Origin of the sequence: Streptomyces sp. S.PNR 29, assembly GCF_030386795.1 — a bacterium.
In the GTDB taxonomy this organism is placed as follows: Bacteria; Actinomycetota; Actinomycetes; order Streptomycetales; family Streptomycetaceae; genus Streptomyces.
In genome coordinates this window covers 688,036-707,954 of the sequence record NZ_JANUQM010000002.1, presented here as the reverse complement: position 1 = coordinate 707,954, position 19,919 = coordinate 688,036, and the positions used below count along the sequence as shown (strand labels likewise).

The 19,919-nt window shown below is 70.8% G+C and carries 15 protein-coding genes; 8 read left to right on the top strand and 7 right to left on the bottom strand.

Annotation, left to right across the window (positions count from 1 at the left end; genetic code table 11):
• Positions 1–71: 71 nt before the first annotated feature.
• The 5 genes from NW895_RS07860 to uvrC all read right to left on the bottom strand — a co-directional run bounded on the left by NW895_RS07860 (position 72) and on the right by uvrC (position 8,302).
• On the bottom strand, positions 72–3,026 hold the full coding sequence (locus NW895_RS07860; protein ID WP_289934600.1) for a M14 family metallopeptidase: 2,955 nt from the start codon (positions 3,024–3,026) through the stop codon (positions 72–74).
• 182 nt (positions 3,027–3,208) lie between these two features.
• Positions 3,209–4,198 (bottom strand): DNA-binding protein WhiA, encoded by a 990-nt coding sequence (whiA, locus tag NW895_RS07855; RefSeq protein ID WP_289934599.1) that lies wholly within the window; start codon positions 4,196–4,198, stop codon positions 3,209–3,211.
• On the bottom strand, positions 4,189–5,256 hold the full coding sequence (yvcK, locus tag NW895_RS07850) for a uridine diphosphate-N-acetylglucosamine-binding protein YvcK (protein ID WP_289934598.1): 1,068 nt from the start codon (positions 5,254–5,256) through the stop codon (positions 4,189–4,191). The genes whiA and yvcK overlap by 10 nt, the downstream gene beginning before the upstream one ends.
• The gene (gene rapZ, locus NW895_RS07845; protein ID WP_289934597.1) at positions 5,253–6,257 is read right to left on the bottom strand and encodes an RNase adapter RapZ; all 1,005 of its coding nucleotides are present in this window, start codon (positions 6,255–6,257) and stop codon (positions 5,253–5,255) included. Before rapZ ends, yvcK begins: the two co-directional genes overlap by 4 nt.
• Positions 6,254–8,302: an excinuclease ABC subunit UvrC gene (gene uvrC, locus NW895_RS07840; protein ID WP_289934596.1), complete on the bottom strand. Its 2,049-nt coding sequence runs from the start codon at positions 8,300–8,302 to the stop codon at positions 6,254–6,256. Before uvrC ends, rapZ begins: the two co-directional genes overlap by 4 nt.
• Before the next feature lie 304 nt (positions 8,303–8,606).
• Here uvrC and NW895_RS07835 point away from each other — a divergent pair, with 304 nt between their 5' ends.
• The 3 genes from NW895_RS07835 (at position 8,607) to NW895_RS07825 (ending at position 11,631) form a co-directional block, all read left to right on the top strand.
• A complete protein-coding gene (locus NW895_RS07835; protein ID WP_289934595.1) occupies positions 8,607–9,554 on the top strand; it encodes a hypothetical protein in 948 nt (315 codons plus the stop codon).
• Positions 9,555–9,688: 134 nt separating this feature from the next.
• Positions 9,689–10,723: a LacI family DNA-binding transcriptional regulator gene (locus NW895_RS07830; RefSeq protein WP_289934594.1), complete on the top strand. Its 1,035-nt coding sequence runs from the start codon at positions 9,689–9,691 to the stop codon at positions 10,721–10,723.
• Positions 10,720–11,631: a carbohydrate kinase gene (locus tag NW895_RS07825; protein WP_289934593.1), complete on the top strand. Its 912-nt coding sequence runs from the start codon at positions 10,720–10,722 to the stop codon at positions 11,629–11,631. The genes NW895_RS07830 and NW895_RS07825 overlap by 4 nt, the downstream gene beginning before the upstream one ends.
• Positions 11,632–11,750: 119 nt before the next feature.
• Here the strand turns inward: NW895_RS07825 and uvrA are convergent, their stop codons facing one another.
• Positions 11,751–14,777 (bottom strand): excinuclease ABC subunit UvrA, encoded by a 3,027-nt coding sequence (uvrA, locus tag NW895_RS07820; protein ID WP_289934592.1) that lies wholly within the window; start codon positions 14,775–14,777, stop codon positions 11,751–11,753.
• A gap of 224 nt (positions 14,778–15,001) precedes the next feature.
• Here uvrA and NW895_RS07815 point away from each other — a divergent pair, with 224 nt between their 5' ends.
• From NW895_RS07815 to NW895_RS07795, 5 genes are all read left to right on the top strand, one after another.
• Positions 15,002–15,688 (top strand): maleylpyruvate isomerase family mycothiol-dependent enzyme, encoded by a 687-nt coding sequence (locus NW895_RS07815; protein ID WP_289934591.1) that lies wholly within the window; start codon positions 15,002–15,004, stop codon positions 15,686–15,688.
• 43 nt (positions 15,689–15,731) lie between these two features.
• Positions 15,732–16,388 carry an MBL fold metallo-hydrolase gene (locus tag NW895_RS07810; protein ID WP_289934590.1) on the top strand — a complete coding sequence of 219 codons (657 nt, stop codon included), beginning with the start codon at positions 15,732–15,734 and terminating at the stop codon, positions 16,386–16,388.
• Between the two features lie 377 nt (positions 16,389–16,765).
• Positions 16,766–17,647, top strand: a complete 882-nt coding sequence (locus tag NW895_RS07805) for an ABC transporter substrate-binding protein (protein WP_289934589.1) — start codon at positions 16,766–16,768, stop codon at positions 17,645–17,647.
• Positions 17,644–18,558, top strand: coding sequence for an amino acid ABC transporter permease (locus tag NW895_RS07800; protein ID WP_289934588.1), 915 nt, complete (start codon positions 17,644–17,646; stop codon positions 18,556–18,558). Before NW895_RS07805 ends, NW895_RS07800 begins: the two co-directional genes overlap by 4 nt.
• Positions 18,555–19,307 carry an amino acid ABC transporter ATP-binding protein gene (locus NW895_RS07795; protein ID WP_289934587.1) on the top strand — a complete coding sequence of 251 codons (753 nt, stop codon included), beginning with the start codon at positions 18,555–18,557 and terminating at the stop codon, positions 19,305–19,307. The genes NW895_RS07800 and NW895_RS07795 overlap by 4 nt, the downstream gene beginning before the upstream one ends.
• Positions 19,308–19,355: 48 nt before the next feature.
• On the opposite strand, the gene aroQ is transcribed toward NW895_RS07795, so the two are convergent.
• Positions 19,356–19,829, bottom strand: coding sequence for a type II 3-dehydroquinate dehydratase (aroQ, locus tag NW895_RS07790; protein ID WP_289934586.1), 474 nt, complete (start codon positions 19,827–19,829; stop codon positions 19,356–19,358).
• Between the last annotated feature and the right edge of the window lie 90 nt (positions 19,830–19,919).

Here is a 19,919-nt window from a genome sequence, read left to right as displayed (position 1 = left end):
GACCGCCCGGACCGACACGACCCGATCACTCGATCGCGCTACGGAGAGTCAGTCCATGGTGACCAAGGACGTCACCCGTTCAGGGCGCTCAGTGCCTTCTTCACCAGAGCCGCCCGATCGCCCGCCGACGGGAGGTGCTCCAGGCCGAAGCCCAGCAGCACGGTGTCGTCGGTGGTGACGGCTCCGTAGGTCTGGAACAGCGCTCCGGTGCGCGTCCAGTCCTTGAGGACGGCCGGGCTGCCCGCGGGCGGGCCGGCCACCTTCCAGGCACCCAGCGACGTCTCGAAGCCCTCGGTCTCCTTCGCCGCGCCGCCGACGACAAGCGCGGCCTCGTCGGCGAGGACGCCGTGGCCACCGGTGCCCGGGTCGGTGACGTAGCTGATCGAGACCTCGACCGTCCTGCCGGCGTACGCGCTCAGGTCGAAGCTCACCTGCCGCCAGCCGCCGGAGGCGCCGGTGAGGCTGTTCCACTTCCCGGTCGTACCGGTCGCGGTGCAGCCGCCGGGCGCCGCGGTGAGGTAGCGCTTCAGCCAGGGGTGCTCGCCGAGGTAGAAGCCGCCCTCGCACTCCGTCGGTACGGCGGTGCCGGTGGCGCCGCCGGCCTCCGGGAGCGTGGTCCAGTCGTCGGCCCCGGCGGTGTGCGCCTCGACCAGCGCGTGGTCGTAGCCGCGCTCGGTGTCCCACAGCAGCCGCGTCCGCAGCGCGGGCCGGTCGGCCGCGCTGACCCCGGTGAGATCGACGGTGCGGGTGAGGCGCTTGTAGGCGTCGTCGGTGTGGACGGCGGCGGCCATGTAGGAGCCCGCGTACGGACCGTACGGGCTGACGGTCCCCGCGAACCGGCCCGCGCCCGCGCTCGCGAACTGCGGGTACGTGGCGGTGGGCAGCTCGTCGGAGGTGACGCTGTACGTCCCCGCCTTGTCCAGCGCGTTGCCGGACGCCTCACCGAGCGTGCCCGTGAAGCCGCCGAGCTTGCCGGAGCCGGTGAAGCCGGTGGCCCCCGGGGTCGACGTCCGGGTGTAGGCGCCCAGGTAGTACTGGCTGAAGTCGTCGGACGGAGTGCCGTCGCCGAGATCGACGTCGCCGCCCGCCAGCTCGCCGGCCTCGATCAGCTTGCCGCCCTCGTTGAGGAAGGCGCGCAGTTCGAGCTGCGTCCTGACGCCCGGCGCGCTCGCGCCGGTGTAGTGGACGACGGTGCCGAAATGGCCGAGCACGCCGAGCGCGTCCGGCGCGCCCTGGGTCGCCACGTCCCACACGATCGCCTTGCGGCCGTTCGCCTTGAGCGCGTCCACGTACTTCTGCGCCTGCGTGGCGCTCGTGCCCTCCTCGGCGACCACGAGCGTGTTCGCCCTGGGGCGCTCGGCCACGGTGTAGGTGAAGTGCTCGCTGGAGAGCTTCCTGCCGCTCTTCGTCTCGCCGGTGAACCACACCTCGACCTTGTCGCCCGGGTCGCCTTCGTCGACCTTGGCCCGGTACTCGTCGAAGCGGAGGTTGTCCTCGCCGCCGTACGTCTCGCCGCCCTTCCAGGGCCTGAGGGCCACGTCCTCGACGCGGCCGCCGTTCACACGGTACTTGAGCTCCTTGTCGCGGACGGACTTGCGTACGACGACCGAGACCTCCTGGTCGGCGCCGCGGGAGTACGACGTGGAGAACGGCGCCGGGGTGAAGTCGGCGGCGCTCAGGCCGACCGCCGAGGACGGCCGGTCGGGGTGGGAGGCGGTCTCGGCGACGGAGAGCGCGAACGGGATGTTCTTGACGAACTCCTGCTGGATCAGCTTCTCGTCGTCCGGGAAGGTGAAGATCGACCGGCAGTCGGCCGCCTTCCACGCGTCGTCCGGGTCGACGTCCGAGGCGGTCTGGCAGGTCGACATCTCGGGTGTGAACATCGCCATGCCGTTGACGTTTGCCGCGTGCCCGTCCGCCTCGCCGTTGGTGGTGTACAGCTCGGAGGACAGCTGCGGGTGGTAGCCGGGGATCGCGGAGTTGTCCGGCGTACCGGCGAGCGCCTTGTAGAGGACGTCGTCCGGTGTCTCGGTGGCCACCTGCCAGCCGACCCCGTAGAGCAGGAGTTCGGCGGCGGAGTGGTAGTTGATGCCGTACGTGAAGCCGATCCGCTTCTCGAAGGCGTCCAGCGCCTTGGTCTCCGGCTCGGAGCCCGGACTCGCGCCGCGGTAGGTCTGGCTGGTGGGGTTGGGGGACGAGCCCTCGTCGTCGTAGCCCCACTTGTAGGCGAAGTTGCGGTTGAGGTCGACACCGTCACCGGTACCGATGACGCCGTCGCCGTTGACGTCACGGAGGTTCTTCCGCCACAGGCGGTTGTCGTCGCTCTGGAAGGTGTAGTCGTAGCCGTCGGGGTTGGCCGACAGGACGAACCACAGCTCGGTCGAGTCGACGATCCTCTTGATGCGCTTGTCCGTCTTGTAGCGGTCCACGTAGTAGTGGAGCAGCCTTCTCGTCATCTCCGGCGTGATCCACTCGCGCGCGTGCTGGTTGGACATGTACAGCACGGCGGGCTTGGAGCCGTCCTTGGACTTCTTCGCGCCCTTGGTCAGCTTCAGGGCGAGGATGTCCTGGCCGTTGACCGTCTTGCCGATGGAGACGACCTTGGTGAGGTCGGGGTGGGCCTGGCCCGTCCTGACGATCTCCTCCTTCAGGCCGCCCTTTCCGCTGTACGGGCGGAAGACGCCGTCGGCCGCCTTCTTGACGCGCGCCTCGGCCTTGGTGGAGATGTCGTGCTCGGTGAGGCCGACGCCCTGCTTCTTGAGCTTCTCGGCCTGTCGTTCGGTCAGATAGACCTCGACGGTGGCCTTTCCCTTCTCGGGCACCTGCTCACCGAGTTCGTGGCCGTCCTGTCCGGCGGCCAGCAGCAGGGGTACCTGCTTCTTGGTGACCTCGGCGCGGAAGACCTTGACCTCGTCGGTGTCCAAGGCCGCTGAACGACCGGGTTGCGCCTGGGCGATGGGTGCGAGGCTCGCTCCGCCGATCAGGAGCGCGCCGACAGCGAGGATCGATCTCGCTCTTCGTCTCATGAACCCCCCTTGCGTGGGTTCGCCACAGCAGCGAACAGGTGCCAGGCTCATGACAGTTCATGATCGAGTCAAGGGTGCCTCAACGACACGCGGACGCCGGTGACGATCACCCGAGTGGGCGTCGTCACCGGCGTTCTGATGGCCCGTGAGACGGTGTGGTGACGGCCTGTGAGGCGGTCCGGTCAGCCCGCGAGGTTGTCGGCCAGCTCCTCGGTGAGGTTGGCTTCGGTGCCCGGGACGCCCAGGTCGGCGGCGCGCTTGTCGGCCATGGCGAGCAGGCGGCGGATGCGGCCGGCGACGGCGTCCTTGGTCAGCGGCGGGTCGGCGAGGGCGCCCAGCTCCTCCAGGGAGGCCTGCTTGTGCTCCATGCGCAGCCGGCCGGCCGCCGCGAGGTGCTCGGGGACGTCGTCGCCGAGGATCTCCAGGGCGCGCTGCACGCGGGCGCCGGCGGCGACGGCGGCGCGGGCCGAGCGGCGCAGGTTGGCGTCGTCGAAGTTGGCGAGACGGTTCGCCGTGGCGCGGACCTCGCGGCGCATCCGGCGCTCCTCCCAGGCGAGCACGGACTCGTGGGCGCCCAGCCGGGTGAGCAGGGCGCCGATCGCGTCGCCGTCGCGGACGACGACCCGGTCCACGCCCCGCACCTCGCGCGCCTTCGCGCCGATCGACAGCCGGCGGGCGGCGCCGACCAGGGCGAGCGCGGCCTCGGGACCGGGGCAGGTCACCTCCAGGGAGGAGGAGCGGCCGGGCTCGGTGAGCGAGCCGTGCGCCAGGAAGGCGCCGCGCCAGGCCGCCTCGGCGTCACAGGTGGCGCCGGAGACCACCTGCGGGGGCAGTCCGCGGATCGGGCGGCCACGGCCGTCCACCAGCCCGGTCTGCCGCGCCAGCTGGTCGCCGCCGGCGACCACCCGCACGACGTAGCGCGAACCGCGGCGCAGCCCGCCGGGCGCCATCACGATCAGCTCGGAACTGTGCCCGAAGATCTCCAGGATGTCCCGCTTGAGGCGGCGGGCCGCCATCGCCGTGTCCAGCTCCGCCTCGATCACGATGCGCCCGCTGACCAGGTGAAGGCCGCCGGCGAACCGCAGGATGGCGGAGACCTCCGCCTTTCTGCAGCAGGTCCGGGTGACGGGGAGCCGGGAGATCTCGTCCTTCACCGCTGGCGTCATCGCCATGGGCCGATCCTTCCATGCATCCGAAAAATACGGTCGTACGCGGCTGCCAGCAGCTCCGGGTCGTGCCTCGGGGTGCCGTCGGGCCGGGCCACCGGCGCCAGCTCGACCGCGGCGCCGAACCGCTTGGCGGCGTCGGTCAGCGAGGCGCGGTCGGGCACGGCGGCCTCGTCGGCCAGCACCACGTCCAGGGCGAGTTTAGGGGCGTGTCGTCCCAAAACCTCCAAATGACGCTGCGGGGAGAAGCCCTCGGTTTCTCCGGGCTGCGGGGCGAGGTTCAGGGAGAGTACCCGGCGTGCCTTCGTCTCCTGGAGGGCGTCCAGGAGCTCGGGCACCAGCAGGTGCGGGATGACCGAGGAGAACCAGGAGCCGGGGCCGAGCACCACCCAGTCCGCGTCCAGGACGGCCTCGACCGCCTCGGGGACGGCGGGTGGGTCCCTCGGCACCAGGTGCACGGACTGCACCTCGCCGGGGGTCAGGGCCACGGTCGCCTGCCCCCGTACGGTGTCCACCTCGTCGGGCCGGTCCGGGTCGTGGCCCCTGACCAGGGCCTGGAGCTCCAGGGGCACGGCGGACATGGGCAGCACCCTGCCCTGGGCGCCCAGGAGCTTGCCGACCAGGTCGAGGGCCTGGACGTGGTCGCCGAGCTGCTCCCACAGGGCGACGATCAGCAGGTTGCCGACCGCGTGCTCGTGCAGTTCGCCCTGGGACTGGAAGCGGTGCTGGATGACGCGGGCCCAGGTCTGGCCCCATTCGTCGTCGCCGCACAGCGCGGCCAGCGCCTTGCGCAGGTCGCCGGGCGGCAGTACGCCCAGCTCGTCGCGGAGCCGGCCGCTGGAGCCGCCGTCGTCGGCCACGGTGACGACGGCGGTGAGCGCGCCGGTGATCCGGCGCAGCGCGGCGAGCGAGGCGGACAGGCCCATGCCGCCGCCGAGGGCGACGACCTTGGGCTGGGCGCCCCGGCGGCGGGGCCTGCCGCCGCGGGCCTCGGCGGGCCGGCCGCCGCGCCCCTCCGGAACCACCCGGCGCAGCCTGCTCAGCCGCGGAGTACGTCCTGTCATTCCCGTCCCATGTCCCGGTGTACGACCACCGTCTCCACACCCTCGGCCGCGAGCCGGGCGGCGAGCTTCTCCGACATGGCGACGGAGCGGTGCTTGCCGCCGGTGCAGCCGACGGCGATGGTCACATAACGCTTGCCCTCACGACGGTAGCCTGCGGCAACGAGCTGCAGGAGCTCGGCGTACCGGTCGAGGAACTCCTTTGCACCGGGCTGGTTGAAGATGTACGTCGCCACCTCCTCGTTGAGGCCGGTGAACGGGCGCAGCTCCGGGACCCAGTGCGGGTTGGGCAGGAACCGCATGTCCGCCACCAGGTCCGCGTCGACCGGGAGGCCGTACTTGAAGCCGAAGGACATGACGGTGGCCCTCAGCTCCGGCTCCTCCTCGCCGGCGAACTGGGCATCCATCTTGGCGCGCAGCTCGTGCACGTTGAGGCTGGAGGTGTCGATCACCAGGTCGGCGTCGCCGCGCAGCTCGCGCAGCAGTTGCCGTTCGGCGGCGATGCCGTCGACGATCCGGCCGTCGCCCTGGAGGGGGTGCGGGCGGCGCACCGACTCGAAGCGGCGCACCAGAGCGTCGTCGGAGGATTCCAGGAAGACGATCCGCCGTGTGACGCCCCGGGTGTCGAGGTCGGCGAGGGACTCGCGCAGGTTGTCGAAGAAGCGGCGGCCGCGGACGTCCACGACGACCGCGATCCTGGCCACGTTGCCCTGCGAGCGGGCGCCGAGCTCCACCATGGTGGGGATCAGCGCGGGCGGCAGGTTGTCGACGACGAACCAGCCCAGATCCTCCAGACACTTGGCCGCCGTCGAGCGGCCGGCTCCGGACATGCCGGAGATGATCACCAGCTCGGGGATGGCCGCGTCGGGGACCCCGGCTGTTTCCTTGCCCGTACTCACCTGTGCTCCGTTGTCGTGGTGCGCGTCGTGCTCTGCGGGATCCTTGCCGGTTTCCCTGTGGGCGTGTTCTCGCTCCGCTGTGGGCTGTGTGTCGTGCTCCGTCATCTCTCCTGCCCCCGTCGTTCGTCCGGGGCGCCCGCGGACACGGGCTCCCCCGGGGAACCCGCCGTCGTCTCGGGTGCCCCGTCCTCGTCTTCCATGATCTCTCCAGTCGCCGTGTTCACGGCGGGCGCGGCCGGAGCCGCCTGGGCGAGGGCCGCGACGATCGTCTCGGCCGTCTTGCGACCTATGCCGGGTACCTCACGGATCTGGTCGATTGTCGCGGATCGCAGCTTCTTCACCGAACCGAAGTGTTTGATCAGCGCCTGTTTGCGGGTCTCGCCGAGGCCGGGCACGTCGTCCAGGGGGCTGGACCGGAAGCGCTTGGCGCGCTTGGTGCGCTGGTAGGTGATCGCGAAGCGGTGGGCCTCGTCACGGACGCGCTGCAGCAGGTAGAGGCCCTCGCTGGTGCGGGGCAGGACCACCGGGTCGTCCTCGCCGGGCACCCAGACCTCCTCCAGGCGCTTGGCGAGGCCGCACACGGCGATGTCGTCGATGCCCAGCTCGTCCAGGGCCTTCTTGGCGGCGGCCACCTGGGGACGGCCGCCGTCGACCACGACGAGCTGGGGCGGGTACGCGAACCGCTTGGGGCGGCCGTCGTCGTCCTTGAGGTCGTCGGGCCCTTCCTCGTCCGCCCACTCGCCGGTCCGCTCCTTCTCGGCGAGGTAGCGGCGGAAGCGGCGGGTGATCACCTCGTGCATGGAGCGGACGTCGTCCTGCCCGCTGAAGCCCTTGATCTGGAAGCGGCGGTACTCGCTCTTGCGCTGCAGCCCGTCCTCGAAGACGACCATGGAGGCCACCACGTCGTCGCCCTGCAGGTGGGAGATGTCGTAGCACTCGATCCGGAGCGGGGCGCTGTCCAGGTCGAGGGCCTCGGCGATCTCCTCCAGGGCACGCGAGCGCGTGGTCAGGTCGGAGGCGCGCTTGGTCTTGTGCAGGGCGAGCGCCTGCTGGGCGTTGCGCTGCACGGTCTCCATGAGCGCCTTCTTGTCTCCGCGCTGCGGTATGCGCAGGGAGACGCCCGACCCGCGGCGCTCGGTCAGCCAGTCCTGGACCGGCTCGACCGGCTCGGGCAGGGCCGGTACGAGGACCTCCTTGGGGACCGCGTCCCCCTTCTCCTCGCCGTACAGCTGCTGGAGGGCGTGCTCGACGAGGGCGCCGGTGGTGATCTCCTCGACCTTGTCGGTGACCCAGCCGCGCTGGCCGCGGACGCGTCCGCCGCGGACGTGGAAGATCTGTACGGCCGCCTCCAGCTCGTCCTCGGCGACCGCGATCAGGTCGGCGTCGGTCGCGTCCGCGAGCACGACCGCGTTCTTCTCCATGGCCTTCTTCAGGGCCTCGATGTCGTCGCGCAGGCGGGCCGCCCGCTCGTACTCCATCTCCTCGGCCGCCTCGGTCATCTGCTTCTCCAGGCGGCGCAGGTACGTGCCCGTGCGGCCGGCCATGAAGTCGCAGAACTCCTCGGCCAGTGCCCCGTGTTCCTCGGCGGAGACGCGCCCCACGCAGGGCGCGGAGCACTTGCCGATGTAGCCGAGCAGGCAGGGGCGGCCGGTGCGGGCGGCGTTCTTGAAGACGCCGGCCGAGCAGGTGCGCACCGGGAAGACGCGGAGCAGCAGGTCGACCGTGTCCCGGATGGCCCACGCGTGCGCGTACGGCCCGAAATACCTGACGCCCTTCTTCTTGTGGCCGCGCATCACCTGGACGCGGGGGAACTCCTCGTTCATCGTCACCGCGAGGTAGGGGTAGCTCTTGTCGTCGCGGTACTTGACGTTGAACCGGGGGTCGAACTCCTTGATCCAGGAGTACTCCAGCTGCAGCGCCTCGACCTCCGTGGACACCACCGTCCATTCCACGGACGCGGCGGTGGTGACCATGGTGCGCGTGCGGGGGTGAAGGTTCGCCAGGTCCTGGAAGTAGTTGGCCAGGCGCTGGCGCAGGCTCTTGGCCTTTCCGACGTAGATCACCCGGCGGTGCTCGTCACGGAACCTGTACACCCCGGGGGAGTCCGGGATCTGTCCCGGCTTGGGGCGGTAGCTGGAGGGGTCGGCCATGACTCACACCCTACTGGCGAGTGCTGACAGTCCGGCGGGCCTGTGGACAACGGTCCGCCGCGCCTGTGGATCACGCCGCCGGGGCGGCGTGCCGACCGGTGCCGTCTCGGCCAGGAGTGCGTCACGGTCGGGCATCAGGTGTTGTCGGGACTTGGTCAACACGCTTCAATGCGGGGGAACTCGGGGCCCTGAACGACGGCGTACGGATGTGAAGACGCCCCTGCGCCGAAACGGGGTGTGGCCCCGGTGGACCCGCGCGATCGGTCTGACCAGCCGTTGTGATCCTTCACAGAAAGGCTCCTGCATGCCGCACGCCCCTCAGCACGCGGAGACAGCCGTCGCGGAACTGGACTCGGCCCTGCGCGGCGGCCCCTTCCACGTGGCCCTGCGCGCCGCGATCGCCGCTCGCGGACTGCCGCTGCAGCGCGTGCAGCACCATCTGTCGCGCTACGGAGTGAAGGTGGGCGTCACCAGTCTGAGCTACTGGCAGCAGGGCGCCCGGCGCCCCCAGCGCCCGGAGTCGCTGCGGGCCGTACGGGCCCTGGAGGAGATCCTCCAGCTGCCGGACGAGTCGCTCATCCGGCTGCTCGCCGAGACCGAGGACCGGTCGCGCGAGCAGCGGTCCGCGACCCGCTCCTACCGGGCGCTCGTCGAGGCCTCGGGCGTCCTGGAACAGCTGCTGGCCGAGCTGGACTCTCCGCCGGACGGCGGGCTGCACACCCTGGGGCACCACGAGCGGGTCCGGATCGGGGCGCGGCGGGAGCTGGCCGGACGCGAGTCGCACCACATCGTGCGGGCCCACCGGAACGGCGTCGACCGCTTCGTGGCCGTCCATCACGGCGACCCGGGGTGTGTGCCGGAGCGCATGGCGGTGCACGCCCTGGAGAACTGTCGTACCGGGCGAGTCCGTCGGCACCACGACACCGGCGTGCTCGTGGCGGAGCTGCTCTTCGACACGCGCCTGCGGTCCGGAGACACGTTCCTGTTCCGCTACGGCGTCGAGGACGGCACGGCCGGCGTCTCGCGCGAGTACCTCCGCGGGTTCGGCTCGGCGGGCGGGCAGTACGCCCTCCAGGTGCGGTTCGCGGCGACGGCTCTGCCGGTGCGGTGCCACCGGTTCACACAGCATTCGGCCGCGGCGCCCCGCAGCGGCCGCCAGGAACTGGCGCTCAGCGGGCTGCACCACTCGGTGCACCTGGTCGAACCGCGGGCGCGGTCGGGGATCGTGGGGATCGGATGGGACTGGGAGTGAGGGCACGGGTCCGCTCCAGCGGTCGCGCCGCCCCCGTCCGCGAGGCGATCAGGGAGCGCTACCAGCGGACGCCGGGGACGTAAACGCTTGCGCAAGCGTTTACGTCCGTCGCCGAATGGGATACGTTTCCGGCCATGGCGACGATGGCCGACGTCGCACGGAGCGCCGGCGTCTCCGTGGCGACCGTCTCGCACGTACTGAACGACACCCGGCCGGTGCTGCCGCACACCCGCCAGGCGGTCCTGGACGCCGTCGAGGAGCTCGGTTACACCCCCAACTCCCTCGCCCGTTCCCTGGTGACGTCCCGCACCCGGTCCATCGGGCTCGCGGTGTCGGCGATCAGCAACCCGTATTTCACGGAGATCCTGCAAGGCGTCGAGGCCGGTGCCCTGGAGCACGGCTACAGCCTGCTCATCGCCGACCCGCACGACGACCCCGAGCACGAGCGCAAGGTCGTCCAGCTGCTGCACGAGCGCCGCGTGGACGGCATGATCGTCGCTCCCTCCCCCGATCCGCGCGGGCTCCTCGCCTACCTCGGACGCCACGAGGTGCCGACCGTGTTCCTCGACCGGCTGGTCGATGCCCCGAGCTTCGACCAGGTGTGCGCCGAGAGCGCCGAGCCGACGGCCCGGTTGGTCACGCATCTCGCCGGGCTCGGCCACCGCCGTATCGGCCTGGTCGCGGGCCGGCCGGGGCTCAGCACCACCAGCGAGCGGATCACCGGTTACCGGCACGGCCTCGCGGCCGCCGGGCTGCCGTACGACGATCGGCTCCTGGTGCACGGCGACTCCGAGTCGGCCGGCGGCGAACGGGCCACCGCGGCGCTGCTGTCCCTCGCCGCGCCGCCCACCGCGCTGGTCACCGCCAACAACACCATGACCATCGGCGCGCTGCGCGCCCTGCGCGACCGCGGTCTGTCGGTGCCGGGCGACATCGCGCTGTGCTGCTTCGACGACTTCGCCTGGGCGGACCTGTTCTCGCCCCGGCTCACCGCCGTGTCCCAGCCCAGCAGGGAGATCGGCGCCCAGGCGGTCCGGGTTCTGCTGGATCGTCTCGCCTCACCGGACCGGCCCGCCCGAACCCTGCGGCTCCCGTGCGCCTTCGTCCACCGCACCTCGTGCGGCTGCGCGGAACCGCCCGAGCAGTCCGAGAAAGGAAACACCTCGTGATCGTCGTCGCCGGTGAGGCCCTGATCGATCTGGTACCGCAGGGCACGGGTGCCCTCGCTGGTCTCCAGCCGGCGCTGGGCGGCGGCCCGTACAACACGGCCGTGGCCCTCGGCCGCCTCGGCTCCCCCACCGCCTTCTGCTCCCGCACGTCGTACGACGCCTTCGGGGAGGCCCTGCTCGACGGGCTGCGCGGCGCGGGTGTGGACGTCTCGGGAGTGCAGCGCGGCCCGGAGCCCACCACCCTCGCGGTCGCCACGATCGACGCGGGCGGCTCGGCCGCCTACTCGTTCTACGTCGAGGGCACCGCCGACCGGCTGTTCACGGCCCCCGCGCGGCTTCCCGCCGCGACGCGGGCGGTGTCCTTCGGGACCTGCTCGCTGGTCCTGGAGCCGGGGGCGAGCGCCTACGAGGAGCTGATGCGGACGGCGGCCGCGCAGGGCGTGTTCACCGCGCTGGACCCGAACATCCGGCCGGGGCTGATCCCCGACGCGGACGCCTACCGGGCCCGCTTCAAGAGCTGGCTGCCGTCGGTGTCCCTGCTCAAGCTCTCCGAGGAGGACGCCCGTTGGCTGGGCGGCACGCCGCACGAGTGGCTGGCCGCCGGTCCGTCGGCCGTCGTGATCACCCGCGGTGGTGACGGGCTGACCGCCTTCACCCGGGACGGCGCCGAGTACTCCGTGCCCGGCGAGAAGGTCGACGTCGTGGACACGATCGGTGCCGGCGACACGGTCAACGCGGCCCTGCTGCACGGTCTGTCCGCGCGGGACGCGCTGTCTCCACAGGCGCTCTCGGGTCTGGGTGCCGACGGCTGGACGCGGCTGCTGCGGTTCGCGGCCCGGGCGGCGGCGATCACCTGCTCCCGTGCGGGTGCCGAGCCGCCGTACGCCTCCGAACTGGGCGACCTGTGACCGTGGACCGTGCTCGGCCGAAGGACGGCTGATCCGCCCGGTCGTACAGCGCGGCGCCCCGTGGGAGATCCCACGGGGCGCCGTGTTGTTCCGGTGCCGGGCGGCCCGGCTGGGACGCCTCAGGCCTTGCGGGTGCGCGTCGCCTTCTTGGCGGGTGCCTTCTTGGTGGCTCCGGCCGCCTTCTTAGTGGCCGTGTTGTTGGCGGTCCTGGCCGTCGCCGTCTTCTTCGCCGTCGACCTGGCCGCGACCGTCTTCCGGGCCGTCGTGCCGCCCGCGGCCTTCACCGAGGTCGCGTCGCTGATCCGGTCGGCGCCGAGGATCTCCCGCAGGAACTTGCCGGTGTGGCTGGTGGGGACACCGGCAACCTGCTCGGGCGTGCCCTCGGCGACGACCAGGCCACCGCCGGCGCCGCCCTCCGGTCCCATGTCGACGATCCAGTCGGCGGTCTTGATCACATCGAGGTTGTGCTCGATGACGATGACCGTGTTGCCCTTGTCGACCAGGCCGGACAGGACCGCCAGCAGCTTGCTGATGTCCTCGAAGTGCAAACCGGTGGTCGGCTCGTCCAGGACGTAGACGGTGCGGCCGGTGGAGCGCTTCTGCAGCTCGCTGGCGAGCTTGACGCGCTGGGCCTCACCGCCGGAGAGGGTGGTCGCGGACTGGCCGAGGCGGACGTATCCGAGGCCGACGTCGTTGAGCGTCTTGAGGTGGCGGGAGATCGCCGGAACCGCCTCGAAGAAGTGCATGGCCTCTTCGATGGGCATGTTCAGGACCTCGGAGATGGACTTGCCCTTGTAGTGGACCTCCAGGGTCTCCCGGTTGTAGCGGGCGCCGTGGCAGACCTCGCACGGGACGTACACGTCCGGGAGGAAGTTCATCTCGATCTTGATCGTGCCGTCACCCGCGCAGTTCTCGCAGCGGCCGCCCTTGACGTTGAAGGAGAACCGGCCCGGCATGTAGCCCCGGACCTTCGCCTCGGTGGTCTCGGCGAACAGCTTGCGGATGTGGTCGAAGACGCCGGTGTACGTCGCCGGGTTGGAGCGCGGGGTGCGGCCGATGGGCGACTGGTCGACGTGCACGACCTTGTCGACGAGGTCGTCGCCGTCCACGCGCGTGTGCCGCCCCGGAACGGTGCGGGCGCCATTCAGCTCGCGGGCCAGGTGCGTGTACAGGATGTCGTTGACCAGCGTCGACTTGCCGGAGCCGGAGACGCCCGTGACGGCCGTGAACACGCCCAGCGGGAAGGACACGTCGATGTCCTTGAGGTTGTTCTCGCGGGCGCCGTGCACCGTGAGCTGCCGGGACGGGTCGAGGGGCCGCCGGATGTCGGGCACCGGGATGGCCTTCTTGCCGGCCAGGTACTGCCCGGTCTGCGACTCCTCGTTGGCGAGGAGTTCCTTCAGGGAGCCGCTGTGCACGACCTTGCCGCCGTGCTCGCCGGCGCCGGGGCCGATGTCGACGACCCAGTCGGCGGTCTTGATGGTGTCCTCGTCGTGCTCCACGACGATGAGCGTGTTGCCCATGTCGCGCAGCCGGACCAGGGTCTCGATCAGCCGGTGGTTGTCGCGCTGGTGCAGGCCGATGGACGGCTCGTCGAGGACGTACAGCACGCCGACGAGTCCGGAGCCGATCTGGGTGGCCAGGCGGATCCGCTGGGCCTCGCCGCCGGAGAGCGTGCCGGCCGCGCGGTTGAGCGAGAGGTAGTCCAGGCCGACGTCGACCAGGAACCGCAGCCGCTCGTTGACCTCCTTCAGCACGCGCTCGGCGATCTTCTTGTCGCGGGCGTTGAGCTTCAGCTCGCCCAGGAAGTCCGCGCAGTCGCTGATGGACATCGCGGAGACCTCGGCGATCGACTTCTCCATGATCGTGACCGCGAGGACGATCGGCTTCAGGCGGGTGCCCTCACAGGTGGGGCACGGCACTTCGCGCATGTAGCCCTCGAAGCGCTCGCGGCTGGCGTCGCTCTCGGCCTCGCTGTGCCGGCGCTTGACGAAGGGGACGGCGCCCTCGAAGGCCGTGGTGTACCGGCGCTCGCGTCCGTACCGGTTGCGGTAGCGGACCTCGACCTGGGTCTTGTGGCCGTGGAGCAGGGCCTTCTTGGCACGTTGCGGAAGCCCGGCGAAGGGGATGTCGGTCCGGAAGCCCAGTGCGTCGGCGAGGGCTCCGATCAGGCGGCCGAAGTAGTCCTTGGTGTGACCGTGGGACCAGGGGTGGATGGCGCCCTCGTCGAGGGTCTTGTCCGGGTCCGGGACGATCAGCTCGGGGTCGACCTCCATGCGCGTACCGATGCCCGTGCAGTCGGGGCAGGCGCCGAAGGGTGAGTTGAAGGAGAAGGAGCGGGGCTCCAGTTCCTCGAAGGAGAGGTCGTCGTACGGGCAGTACAGGTGCTCCGAGTACATGCGCTCGCGCTCGGGGTCGTCCTCGGGGAGGTCGACGAAGTCCAGCACGACCATGCCGCCGGACAGACCGAGGGCGGTCTCCACGGAGTCGGTGAGGCGGCGCTTGGCGGAGTCCTTCACCGTGAGGCGGTCGACGACCACCTCGATGGTGTGCTTCTCCTGCTTCTTCAGCGTGGGCGGGCTGGAGAGCTGGATCGTCTCGCCGTCCACCCGTGCGCGGGAGTAGCCCTTGGTCTGGAGGTCGGCGAAGAGGTCGACGAACTCTCCCTTGCGCTCACGCACCAGCGGCGACAGCACCTGGAAGCGGCTTCCCTCCGGCAGCTCCAGGACCTTGTCGACGATGGCCTGCGGCGACTGGCGCGAGATGGGGCGGCCGCACTCGGGGCAGTGCGGCTTGCCGATGCGCGCGAAGAGCAGGCGGAGGTAGTCGTAGACCTCGGTGATCGTGCCGACCGTCGAGCGCGGGTTGCGGGAGGTCGACTTCTGGTCGATGGAGACCGCGGGCGAGAGGCCCTCGATGAAGTCGACGTCCGGCTTGTCCATCTGGCCGAGGAACTGCCGGGCGTACGAGGAGAGCGACTCCACGTAGCGCCGCTGGCCCTCGGCGAAGATGGTGTCGAAGGCCAGGGAGGACTTGCCCGAGCCGGACAGGCCCGTGAAGACGATGAGCGAGTCCCTTGGCAGGTCGAGCGAGACGTTTTTCAGGTTGTGCTCGCGCGCGCCACGGACGATGAGACGGTCGGCCACGCCGGTCCGCACCTTTCTTGAGAGAAGTGACAGGGGCGGGGCCCCCGTGCTTTCTCAGACTAGGGGGAGCCACTGACAACGCCGGTCGGATTCCCGGGTTGCATAACAATCCCCGGCCATCCAGCATGCCCGACGCCGCTCTCGACCCTATAGCACGTGCATTCGATTTACGGCACTCGTTCACGACCTTCACCCAAAGGTGTGGCCGGGCTAATGTCAGCAGCATGAGTGATCACGCACATGACCTGGCGTCTGTACGCGACGCGACCGATCGGCTGCTCACCGCAGTCGGCGAGCTGGACAACGCGTCCGTGACCGAGCCGTCACGACTCCCCGGCTGGACCCGCGGCCACATCCTCGCGCACCTGGCCCGCAACGCGGACGCCCTCGTGAACGTCCTCGAAGGGCGCCCCATGTACGCCTCCGGCGAGGCCCGCGACGCCGACATCGAGCGGGACGCGCCGCGCCCCCTCGACGTGCAGATCACCGACGTGCGCGAGAGCGCGGACCGCTTCCAGAGGGCCGGGGCCGCGCCCCAGGACTGGTCGCGCACGGTGGAGCTGCGCAACGGAGTCGTCGACTCGGCGTCCCGGGTGCCGTTCCGGCGGTGGATCGAGGTCGAGCTGCACCATGTGGACCTCGGGATCGGCTACGAGTTGGAGGACCTCCCGGCGGAGTTCGTGGAGCGGGAGATCGGCTTCCTCACCGACCGGTTCACCGGGCACCACGACGTGCCGCCCACGCGGCTGACGAACGGCACGCGCGCGTGGGCCACGGGTCGGGAGGCGGGAGAGCCCGGGATCACGGTGACGGGGAGCCTGGCCGACCTGCTCGGCTGGCTGGCCGGGCGCCGCGACGGGTCCGGCCTGGCGGTGGAGGGCGGCTCGCTGCCCGCGCTTCCTCCCCTGTAGCGGCGGCGCCCCCGGCGGGGCCGATCGCTATAGGCTGGCCGCCATGACGTACAGCGGAGAGGTGCACGTCGGCGGGCCCGCCGACGTGCACGAGCTCAAGGACCTGATGATCAGCAAGATCGCTGTCGGTCCGATGGACAACAACGCCTATCTGCTGCGCTGCCGGGCCACCGACGAGCAGCTGCTGATCGACGCCGCGAACGACGCGCACACACTCCTCGGCATGATCGGCGACGACGGCATCGCGTCCGTCGTCACCACGCACCGGCACCCCGACCACTGGCAGGCGCTCGCCGAGGTCGTGGCGGCCACCGGCGCCCGCACGTACGCGGGCCGGCACGACGCCGAGGGCATCCCCGTGCCGACCGACGTGCTGATCGACGACGGCGACACCGTCCGGGTGGGGCACGTGGAGCTCACCGCGCGCCATCTCGTGGGGCACACGCCCGGCTCCATCGCCCTCGTCTACGACGACCCGCACGGTCATCCCCATGTGTTCACGGGGGACTGCCTGTTCCCGGGAGGTGTGGGCAACACCCGTAAGGACCCGGAGGCGTTCGCCAGTCTGATCCACGACGTCGAGACGAAGATCTTCGACGTCCTCCCGGACGAGACCTGGGTCTACCCGGGGCACGGCAACGACACCACGCTGGGCGCGGAGCGACCCCACCTGCCGGAGTGGCACGCCCGGGGCTGGTGAGTTCCGGCACGGAGTCGCGCCCACTCGGTGTGCGCTCCGGCGCACGCCGCACACAGGGCGCCAAAGCAGTGCACGCGCGCCCCGCGCAGACTCCGCGCACGCGCCCCGTGTGAACCTTTCGCACGCGCCGACACCGTACGCGCGCTCCCGGCGCGTCCGATGGCGCGGTCAACTGGAAGCAGCCCCGCACAGGATGACGGCTCCTGGGCGGATGGGCCGCCGGTCCCTCGATCCCCGCCCTCGGCCGGCGGCCCCGGCACGCGCCCGGCGCACTGGCCGCGGGCAGCGTTCACAAGAACGCAACACCCGTTCCCAGTATGCGGACTTTTACCGCTGTGACCTCGACAGACGGGATGGTGGGCTGTCAATCTCCCGCCATGCATCCTGCGCCTCGCGCTCTGCGCCGTGCCGTGGCCGCCGCCACCGTAGCCCTGCTCGCCACCGCCGTCGGCTGTGCTCCGCAGCCGGAGGAGTCGGCGGCCAACCCGACCGGCTCCGCCGGAACCAGCTGTGCCAAGGGCAAGTTGGCCACCAAGACCTCGGGCAAGCTGACGATCGCGACCGACGAGCCCGCGTACGAGCCGTGGTTCAAGGACGACGACCCGTCCAACGGCAAGGGCTACGAGTCGGCGGTCGCGTACGCCGTGGCGAAGCAGCTCGGCTACGACAGGAGTGCCGTGGTATGGCAGAGCGTGCCCTTCAACAAGGCTTTCGCGCCCGGAGAGAAGACCTTCGACTTCGACATCAACCAGGTGTCCATCAGCGCCGAGCGCAGGAAGGCCGTCGATTTCTCGTCCGGCTACTACGACGTCCGTCAGGCCGTCATCGCGCTGAAGAACTCCAAGGCCGCGAAGGCGAAGAGCATCGCGGCCCTGAAAGACGTCAAGCTGGGCGCCCAGGTCGGCACCACCAGCCTCGACTACATCAACGACGTGGTGAAGCCGAAGCAGGCGGCGGCCGTGTACGCCAAGAACGACCAGGCCAAGTCCGCGCTGAAGAACGGCCAGGTGGACGCCATCGTCACCGACCTGCCGACCGCCTTCTACATCACCGCGGCCGAGGTGACGGACGCGACGATCGTCGGCCAGTTCCAGAACCAGGGCGGTACGCCGGAGCAGTTCGGCCTGGTGCTCGACAAGGGCAGCGCACTCACCTCCTGCGTGTCGCGGGCCGTGGACGCCCTGCGCAAGGACGGCACGCTCGCGAAGACCGAGCAGCAGTGGCTGTCGGACGCCGTCGACGCACCGGTGCTCAAGTGACGGTCACGAAGGACGAGTCCGGCCGGGAAGCGGACGACACCGGTGGCGTGTCCGGTGGGGGCGACGGGTACGTCCCCTCGGAGCGGCGGATCGAACGCGAGCGCTACAAGCGTGCCCGTGCCCGCCGCGCCACGGCGATCGCGGCGTTGTCGACCCTCGTCACCGGTGCGGCCCTGTACCTGGTCGTCGTCAACGCGCCGGGCTGGCCGCGCACCAAGGAGACGTTCTTCGACTGGGGTTACGCGCGCGAGGCGTTCCCCAAGGTGCTGGAAGGGCTGTGGCTCAACGTCCGGCTGCTGCTGGTCTGCGGCGCCGCGGTACTGGTCCTCGGCATGCTCATCGCCGTCGCCCGCACGCTGCGTGGGCCGGTGTTCTTCCCGCTGAGGGTGCTGGCCGCCGCGTACACGGACTTCTTCCGCGGGCTGCCGCTGATCATCAACCTGATGATCGTGGTCCTGGGCGTCCCGGCGCTGCGGCTGCAGGGCGTCACGGTCGACCCCGTCCTGCTGGGCGGCACGGCCCTCACCCTGACGTACTCGGCGTACGTGGCCGAGGTGTTCCGCGCCGGCATCGAGTCCGTCCACCCCTCGCAGCGCGCCGCGGCCCGCTCGCTCGGCCTCACCAACCGGCAGGCGTTGCGGTACGTGGTGCTGCCGCAGGCCGTGCGGCGCCAGGTGCCGCCGCTGCTGAACGACCTGGTGTCGCTGCAGAAGGACACCGGGCTGGTGTCGATCGGGGGCGCGGTGGACGCCGTGCGGGCCGCCGACATCATCGTCGGCCGCAGCCTCAACTACACGCCGTACATCGTCGCGGGGCTGGTCTTCGTCGCGCTGACCATCCCGATGACCCGCTTCACGGACTGGGTGACGGCTCGGATGGACCGTCAGCGGGCGCAGGGGGGAACGGCATGAACGACGCTCCGGTGCTGCGGATGGAGTCCGTCCGCAAGACCTTCGGCGGCTCGGTCGTGCTGCGGGACGTCGACCTGGAGGTGGCCCCGCACACGGTGACCGCGCTGATCGGCGCCTCCGGCTCCGGCAAGTCCACGCTGCTGCGGTGCGCGAACCTGCTGGAGGAGATCGACGACGGTGCGATCTGGCTGGACGGCGAGGAGATCACCGACCCGCGCGCCGACCAGGACGCCGTACGGCGCCGTATCGGCGTGGTCTTCCAGGCGTACAACCTCTTCCCCCACATGACGGTCCTGGACAACATCACCCTCGCCCCGCGGCGGGTGCACGGCGTCTCCCGCGCGGAGGCCGAGGAGCGCGCCCGTGAGCTGCTGGAACGGCTGGGCCTCGGCGGCAAGGCGGGCGAGTACCCGGACCGGCTGAGCGGCGGCCAGCAGCAGCGGGTCGCGATCGTCCGCGCCCTGGCCGTACGTCCCCGGCTGCTGCTGCTCGACGAGATCACCGCCGCCCTCGACCCGGAGCTCGTCGGGGAGGTCCTCACCGTCGTCCGCGACCTGAAGGACGAGGGCATGACCATGGTGCTGGCCACGCACGAGATGGGCTTCGCCCGCGAGGTCGCCGACCAGGTCTGTTTTCTGGACGGAGGGGTGGTGCTGGAACGCGGCACCGCGGAGCAGGTCTTCGGCGACCCTCAGCAGGAGCGCACGCGGCGCTTCCTGCGGCGGATCGTGGAGGCGAGGCGGCTTTGAGGAGCCTTGAGGCGCGGTGGTAAGGACCGCGCATCAGGCGGTCGGGGCTTACGCGTCCGCCGTACCCGCCCCGGCCAGCGCCGCGACCCGCTCCACGCCGAACACATACCCCTGCACCCCGCACCCCGCGATGACCCCGTCGGCACGCAGCGAGACATAGGAGTGGTGCCGGAACGACTCCCGCTTGTGGATGTTGGAGATGTGCACCTCCACCACAGGAAGACCGTCGCAGGTGTTGAGCGCATCCAGGATGGCGACGGAGGTGTGCGAGTAGGCGCCCGGGTTGATCACGATCCCGCAGTGGTTCAGCCGCGCCTCGTGGATCCAGTCCACCAGCTCACCCTCGTGGTTGGACTGACGGAAGTCCACCAGGCCGCCGTGTGCGGCCGCCGCCTTGGCGCACAGGGCCTGGACATCGGCGAGCGTGTCGGAGCCGTAGATCTCCGGCTGGCGCTGGCCGAGCAGGTTCAGGTTGGGGCCGTTGAGGATCATGATCGGGGCGTTGGCCAGGGTGCGGGGCACGGTTCCTCCGGTCCGTTCGAGGTCGGGCGGCCCGTCGAGGACCGCTGCTCAGACCCGGTTTATCACGGTGTGCCGACGGCACGCCGAGCC

Coding starts and splice junctions, on each gene's coding strand:
- NW895_RS07860 (WP_289934600.1), bottom strand. CDS start 3,026: ATGAGACGAAGAGCGAGATCGATCCTCGCTGTCGGCGCGCTCCTGATC.
- whiA (WP_289934599.1), bottom strand. CDS start 4,198: ATGGCGATGACGCCAGCGGTGAAGGACGAGATCTCCCGGCTCCCCGTC.
- yvcK (WP_289934598.1), bottom strand. CDS start 5,256: ATGACAGGACGTACTCCGCGGCTGAGCAGGCTGCGCCGGGTGGTTCCG.
- rapZ (WP_289934597.1), bottom strand. CDS start 6,257: ATGACGGAGCACGACACACAGCCCACAGCGGAGCGAGAACACGCCCAC.
- uvrC (WP_289934596.1), bottom strand. CDS start 8,302: ATGGCCGACCCCTCCAGCTACCGCCCCAAGCCGGGACAGATCCCGGAC.
- NW895_RS07835 (WP_289934595.1), top strand. CDS start 8,607: ATGCCGCACGCCCCTCAGCACGCGGAGACAGCCGTCGCGGAACTGGAC.
- NW895_RS07830 (WP_289934594.1), top strand. CDS start 9,689: ATGGCGACGATGGCCGACGTCGCACGGAGCGCCGGCGTCTCCGTGGCG.
- NW895_RS07815 (WP_289934591.1), top strand. CDS start 15,002: ATGAGTGATCACGCACATGACCTGGCGTCTGTACGCGACGCGACCGAT.
- NW895_RS07810 (WP_289934590.1), top strand. CDS start 15,732: ATGACGTACAGCGGAGAGGTGCACGTCGGCGGGCCCGCCGACGTGCAC.
- NW895_RS07805 (WP_289934589.1), top strand. CDS start 16,766: ATGCATCCTGCGCCTCGCGCTCTGCGCCGTGCCGTGGCCGCCGCCACC.
- NW895_RS07795 (WP_289934587.1), top strand. CDS start 18,555: ATGAACGACGCTCCGGTGCTGCGGATGGAGTCCGTCCGCAAGACCTTC.